Annotated in this window: 7 protein-coding genes and 1 pseudogene; 7 read left to right on the top strand and 1 reads right to left on the bottom strand. The window is 39.8% G+C overall.

Annotated elements, in window-relative coordinates; translation table 11 throughout:
- Positions 1–206 precede the first annotated feature (206 nt).
- The 7 genes and pseudogenes from ACMZ6U_RS08720 (at position 207) to ACMZ6U_RS08690 (ending at position 4612) form a co-directional block, all read left to right on the top strand.
- On the top strand, positions 207–959 hold the full coding sequence (locus ACMZ6U_RS08720) for a CPBP family intramembrane glutamic endopeptidase (protein WP_416107980.1): 753 nt from the start codon (positions 207–209) through the stop codon (positions 957–959).
- Positions 960–1004: 45 nt separating this feature from the next.
- A complete protein-coding gene (locus ACMZ6U_RS08715) occupies positions 1005–1733 on the top strand; it encodes a lysostaphin resistance A-like protein (protein ID WP_416107978.1) in 729 nt (242 codons plus the stop codon).
- Positions 1734–1753: 20 nt separating this feature from the next.
- Positions 1754–2689: a lysostaphin resistance A-like protein gene (locus ACMZ6U_RS08710; protein ID WP_416107976.1), complete on the top strand. Its 936-nt coding sequence runs from the start codon at positions 1754–1756 to the stop codon at positions 2687–2689.
- Positions 2690–3021: 332 nt separating this feature from the next.
- Positions 3022–3189 (top strand): hypothetical protein, encoded by a 168-nt coding sequence (locus ACMZ6U_RS08705; RefSeq protein WP_416107974.1) that lies wholly within the window; start codon positions 3022–3024, stop codon positions 3187–3189.
- A gap of 235 nt (positions 3190–3424) precedes the next feature.
- Positions 3425–3632: pseudogene (locus tag ACMZ6U_RS08700) on the top strand (transposase domain-containing protein).
- Positions 3616–3879 carry a hypothetical protein gene (locus ACMZ6U_RS08695; RefSeq protein WP_416107972.1) on the top strand — a complete coding sequence of 88 codons (264 nt, stop codon included), beginning with the start codon at positions 3616–3618 and terminating at the stop codon, positions 3877–3879. The pseudogene ACMZ6U_RS08700 and the gene ACMZ6U_RS08695 overlap by 17 nt, the downstream one beginning before the upstream one ends.
- A 106-nt stretch (positions 3880–3985) precedes the next feature.
- Positions 3986–4612, top strand: a complete 627-nt coding sequence (locus ACMZ6U_RS08690) for an HI_0552 family protein (RefSeq protein ID WP_416107970.1) — start codon at positions 3986–3988, stop codon at positions 4610–4612.
- Between the two features lie 38 nt (positions 4613–4650).
- Here ACMZ6U_RS08690 and serS read toward each other — a convergent pair whose 3' ends face one another.
- Complete coding sequence (gene serS / locus ACMZ6U_RS08685; RefSeq protein ID WP_416107968.1) at positions 4651–5934, bottom strand: serine--tRNA ligase; 1284 nt, start codon at positions 5932–5934, stop codon at positions 4651–4653.
- Positions 5935–6193 lie beyond the last annotated feature (259 nt).

Below are 6193 nucleotides of genomic sequence, written 5' to 3'. Positions count from 1 at the left end.
TATCACCGTATCCACAGTAGTCTCAATTATCAGACGCCTATGGCTCGGCGATTGAGCGCTTAATCAAATACACTTTATAAATTTTGTACAGAAAACTGTTGCCTTTTCAGATCGTTAGATAAAAAATAGATGGTTAATAGGAACCAGTGAGACCTCTGTGGTAGGATAATAGAGTAAAAAATAAGACCGATTAGGAGAATACATAGATGACAATTTTAGACAAAATCAGAGGTTCAAAAAAATTACAATACCTCAAATGGTGGGATATTTTTATCCTTACTCTCATCCTATTCCTTCAAGCCATCCAAAGTTCATTTGCTGCCTTTTCGACTTTGGAAGACAGCGCTGTTGCAGAGTTGCCCGAATTCACCAGCTCGGTGAATTGGCAGGCTTTTTCACATCAAGCATTCTTACTCTTATTAGCTTTTTTATATTTATGGATACGGCATTTTGATTTTTCGGTATGGACATCCAAAATGCGCATAACTCCTAAAGCCATTTTGATGGGAGTTGGTCTATTTTTAGGCCTAGCAATTTTGTTTGATCTCTACTTTATCGCCGCCTCTTATCTCTTACCTCCAACACCTGTGGATTCTGTCTACTATGAAACCGAACAAATGATGCACCCTTTGCTTCAAAAACTATCTGAGATTGATCTTTCTCTATTGGTTTACTCTGCTTTAAACGGTTTTTATGAAGAAATCTTCTTCTTGGGGATTTGTTTGACAGTCAAGCCAGAACACAGACGCTGGGCCTTCCTCTATTCCTTATTGGTACGCTACTCCTTCCATACTTACCAAGGAAATGTCTCTGCTCTTGCGATCGGTTTTCTCTTGGGAACCATCTACTATGTGCTTTACACACGGATGAAAGAAAAAAATATGTTCCCATTTTTCCTTGCTCATGCTATTAGTGATGTCATGGGAGTTGGGATCCTCAGCTACTTTATTTTAGTCTAGCTAAAAGATATTTCATCTATTTAATCATACGAAAGGAAAAACAACATGACGCATAAAAAATCCGTCGCTACTATTTCCATAGCCTATATTAGCATCATGCTGATCAGCTACTTATACACATTTCACCTAAAAGGTGTTGCCTACGGGGCTCCAGATTTCTTTAGGCATGAATTGCCTTTCTTGATCCTCTTAGCTAGTATGATGGTGATGTATGTTGTAAAGAAAGGAAAAGACCTTCCTCTCGTCACTCCTTTCCCAGCAAAACCCTCTTATTTTTTCTGGGGATTTGTGCCACTTATCCTAACCTTAATAGCTTTTTGGCTAGTAGGCTTTCAAGCTAGTTGGTCTTTTCTTCTCCCATTTTTAGCGACTTTGTGTGTCGGTATTGGGGAAGAATTTCTATTTAGGCGCGTGATTTTAACCTACTTCTTGAAGCGTTTCTCTATTCATAAAGCAGTTGCTCTATCATCGATTTGCTTTGGGTTGTTTCACGCCATCAATGTCTTTGCAGGTAGTGATGTAAAAACTGTCCTACTACAGGTCATGGTTACTACCCTTTCCGGCTTTTACTATGCTTATCTCTATCTTTTTTCACAACAGATTGCTTGGAGCGCTGTCGATCATGGGATATGGGACTACCTTGTTTTTAGCGGACCTGTTCAACAGCATTCCTTATTTGTTACCGCTATCCTACTGCAACAAAGTTTACGGTTTGTTCTGGCCCTTTTTATGGCCTACCGTGTCAGCAAGCTCATTCGTAAAACCACATGCTAGATAAGGAGAACATAAACTATATGACCTATGAAAACATTATAGAGGCTAAAAAAGAGTCTCGCTACAATTTCAGCTGGTGGCTCGCTCCTATCATCGGTTTTGTACTCTTGCTTATCAGTGAAACACTGGGGCTCTTATGGGCAGAAATAACAAGACTTCTGACAGGAATAGAGAGCCAGATTTTAGAATTGTTCAGTTTCGTCTTTATCGCAAGTGCTCTTCTGTTATGGGCAAGAGTGGTCGAAAAATCTCCCTGGGAGGGACTGGGGATGTTCCGTAAAAGTTTTTGGAAACAGTTTTCTCTCGGTTGGCTCTTAGGTGCAGGGTTACTGTTATCTTGTGTTGTACTGATGATGGTTTTTGGAGCTGTCAGAATTACTTCTTTTAACTTCTCACCTAGTTTAGCCGGACGATTCCTTGTTCTCATTCTCGCTTGGTCCGTCCAGTCCACGACTGAAGAAATCCTCTGTCGTGGTTGGCTTTTTACTTCCCTCTCTACCAGGTATCCTATTTATTGGTCTATTTTTGTCTCTGCTTTCTTTTTCACCATGATTCACATTGGCAATGATGGTTTGAGCCTGATTCCCCTTTTGGACTTATTTGCTTTTGGAGTTCTAGCGGCTCTTTGCTTCTTAAAATTTGGTAACATCTGGGTCATTAGTGGCATACATGCTGCATGGAATTGTTTCCAAGGAAGTGTCTTTGCCTTTCCTGTCAGCGGAACGTCCACTGGTGCTGCTTTTGTAGATGTCACCCTCCACGGTCCTGACTGGTTATCTGGTGGTCCGTTTGGTGTCGAAGGGAGTCTAATTAGTGTCCTAGTCCAACTTATATTTATTATTTGGTTAGTCTTTGATTTGTTTTATAAAAATCCTAAAAGTCAATCATTCCCGATAGTCTACGAACCCTCATCATATTACAAAGATAAAAGAGTTTGGGATAAGACTAGTTTCTAAATAAAAAATGAGGCTGTAACAATAATCTGAATACTAAAACAAAAAAATCTAAGCAGGTGTTGCCTGCTAACTCATGACAGAAAATACGTATCGTTCTATAATAAGATTGAACAATACAAATCCGTGGTCTTAAATAGTGCTTTTCCTAGCCTGTGCAAAAAAACTGGCTGAATAAGAGTCATGAGAGAACTCGAATATGCCTTGAGCATGAAAATAAAATTACAAAGAGCCTTTTACTCGATTGTTCGTAACCGCCTAATAACCAGGTATCTATCTTAATTTCGTCGACTCTAGTATACTGTTCTTAGAAATGATTACTGGAGGTTATTTTGATGTTACAACCTATCGTACCCTTGGGAACACCACAAACTCGTTGGTTCCAACCTAAACCCAGAGATGATGTTTTACTGAAAATCAGACTGGATAAACTTGAACTGACCTTATTCCAATCCCTTAATCAAGACAGGTTAGAAGCTATTTTAGATGTAACCGTCCAATAACGAAATATCCCTCATTTGTCTAACTTAATTTGACAAATGAGGATGGTTTAAAAATGGGACACTCACTTGGCCAAACCATGAACAGGAGGTCAAAGCCCTGAGTTCTGAACAGTTGACTGGCTCATGAATGGATTTTCGATAAGTCCTAACATAAAACCTACAAAAAGTCGTTATTTCTATTGAAATGATGGCTTTTCTTTCGGTATAATTAAGATAAATGAAGAGGAGAAACGTGATGCCATCACTAGAAAAGATTATTGAAACACAGTCAAAAACGATAGAAACGATGGCTAATGAACTAGTCCTCCTCCGGGAACAGATCGCTTATCTGACTCAGAAACTTTATGGCAAGTCATCCGAAAAAAGTCACCTATCCCTCTGGTCAGTTGAGCTTGTTTGGTGACGAAATAGTAGCTGAAGAAGAAGATGACTTACCCAGTTGAAATGGAGACCATCACCTATAAGCCTAAGAAAGCTAAGGGATTTCGTCAGGCTGTTTTAAACCAATTTACTCCAGAGATTGTTCATCACGAATTACAGGGCCAATACTGCCTTTGTCCAGACCGTCAGGGGCCGTTGAAAGGGATTGGTTCAACCGTTAAACGTCAAGAATTGATCTTTATTCCAGTCCAATTAAAACGCATTGACCATGTCCAACGTGCCTATCTAAGCGAGATTGTTTTATTATAAAAGAGTCTCTTTTATATTTATTCAGTGAAAAATTAAAGTAAGTCTTGTTAGTCGTATATAAATAATCTTATTTTTTTGTTTTCATTAGTTTTTAAAGGAGGAACATGTGTTTTTTCAAATCAATCACTTTTTAGCCTATCAAGGTCTTAAGTACGTTAAACCAGAAAAAGCTGGTACAGAAGCAGAGGCGATGAGGGCATTTAAGACACAGGGACAAGCTGCGCGTGCTGAGATGACGAACTTATCTAAAGCTTTGTCTCAAGACTTGCCTGGTTTTAAAATGGACCGTGTCAGCAACTGGGCCAATCAGGCTCAAATAGGACGACCACATTTTTGGACTTATTTCCATGCTATTCATGATGACTATGATGAGGTTGGTTTTGCCATTCGCCTCTATGGTCAACAGGATGATTTTGGTATCTCGGTTGAAGTTAGTTTCATTGAACGTAAGAAATCAGATGAAACACTGGCTAAACAGGCGAAGGTTTTAGACGTTCCGATAACTGAGCCACTCTATTATTGGGTTCAAGAAAATGGTGAAAGTCATCGGGAAGAAGGAACGGAAAGCAATAGACAAAAATTGCTAGAGGAGCTGGCTGACGGGAAGATTAGAAAAGTTTTAGTTAAAAAGGATATCCCAATGACAGAAACGATGACTATCCAAGAGTTGGTTCCAAAACTGCTAGAAGCTTTTAGAGATCTATTTCCTTATTATGAAGCTACAAAAAAGTGAGTTCCGTTTGGAGCTCACTTTTTGAACGTCATAAGGTTTTATTTCGGTGCAATCACTTCGGCACCGCCCATGTATGGACGAAGCACTTCTGGAATGGTGACAGAACCATCTTCATTTTGATAATTTTCAAGAATGGCAGCGACTGTACGACCAACAGCAAGACCTGAACCGTTTAGCGTGTGGAGCAATTTAACCTTACCATCAGCTTCATCACGGTAACGGATTTGTGCACGACGGGCTTGGAAATCTTCTGTATTTGAACAGCTTGAAATTTCACGATAAGCATTTTGAGCTGGAATCCAAACTTCCAAATCATAAGTTTTAGCAGCTGAGAAGCCCATATCTCCAGTACAGAGAGCTAAAACACGATATGGAAGCCCAAGTTTTTGCAAAATGTTTTCAGCATTGGCTGTCATTTCTTCTAACTCATCGTAAGACTCTTCAGGTTTAGTGAATTTCACCATTTCAACTTTGTGGAATTGATGGAGACGGATGAGCCCACGAGTGTCACGACCAGCTGAACCAGCTTCAGAGCGGAATGAAGGGCTCATAGCTGTAAACTTGATTGGCAATTCTTTGCCGTCGATAATTTCGTTACGATAGTAGTTGGTAAGAGGAACTTCAGCAGTTGGGATAAGAACGAGTGGGCGCTCTTCATCATTGATTTCAAAGGTATCTTCCTTGAATTTTGGATAATTACCAGTTCCGAACATAGAATCGCGATTCACCATGTAAGGCGTAATCATTTCTTGATAACCTTCTTTAGCATGCTCATCCAACATAAAGTTATAAAGAGCACGCTCCAAACGAGCACCTAAGTTGCGGTAGAAAAGGAAGCGAGTTCCAGTAACTTTTGCCCCACGTTCCCAATCAAGAATTCCCAAGTCTTCACCAAGGTCCCAGTGCGCTTTTGGTTCAAAATCGAATTCACGAGGTGTTCCCCAACGACGAACTTCGAGGTTTTCTTCTTCGTCAGCACCCACAGGAACAGAGTCGTGTGGTGTATTTGGCAAAATAGTGATCATAGCTGTTAGTTTATCATCAATTTCAGCTAATTCAGCGTCAACAACCTTGATATCAGCAGATACTTTTTGCATAGCTGCAATTTGTTCAGACGCATCTTCTTTATTACGTTTAGCCTGGGCGATTTTATCTGAAGTAAGGTTACGCTCTGCTTTTAATTCTTCAGATTTTATTAAGAGCTGACGGCGTTTAATATCTAAATCTTTTAACTCCGTTAACGTTTCGGCAGCAACCCCACGTGTCGCTAATTTTTCCGCAACGTTATCAAAGTCGTTACGAATACGTTTAATATCTAACATAGAAACCTCCTGTATGGTAGAAAAAAACACAACCTGCTTGTCGTTGGAGCGCTAGCTCGCGCGGTTCCATCCAACTTCACAGATTGTGCACTTCATTAATATCAGTAATAATAACACGGTAGAATTTCATAAGGCGAAGAGATCTGCTCACAGCAACCGCAGACTTTCTGAACAATCAGCATTACTACTTATCCGTTGGAGTTATTATACACAAAAGAGAAGCAGGTGTAAACCATAAACTAAGGATTTTTCATACTTG

The organism is Streptococcus pluranimalium, assembly GCF_047785745.1.
Classification (GTDB): domain Bacteria; phylum Bacillota; class Bacilli; order Lactobacillales; family Streptococcaceae; genus Streptococcus; species Streptococcus pluranimalium_B.
This window is presented reverse-complemented; position numbering and strand designations above follow the sequence as displayed.

Coding starts and splice junctions, on each gene's coding strand:
- ACMZ6U_RS08695 (WP_416107972.1), top strand. CDS start 3,616: ATGACTTACCCAGTTGAAATGGAGACCATCACCTATAAGCCTAAGAAA.
- ACMZ6U_RS08710 (WP_416107976.1), top strand. CDS start 1,754: ATGACCTATGAAAACATTATAGAGGCTAAAAAAGAGTCTCGCTACAAT.
- ACMZ6U_RS08720 (WP_416107980.1), top strand. CDS start 207: ATGACAATTTTAGACAAAATCAGAGGTTCAAAAAAATTACAATACCTC.
- ACMZ6U_RS08705 (WP_416107974.1), top strand. CDS start 3,022: ATGTTACAACCTATCGTACCCTTGGGAACACCACAAACTCGTTGGTTC.
- serS (WP_416107968.1), bottom strand. CDS start 5,934: ATGTTAGATATTAAACGTATTCGTAACGACTTTGATAACGTTGCGGAA.
- ACMZ6U_RS08715 (WP_416107978.1), top strand. CDS start 1,005: ATGACGCATAAAAAATCCGTCGCTACTATTTCCATAGCCTATATTAGC.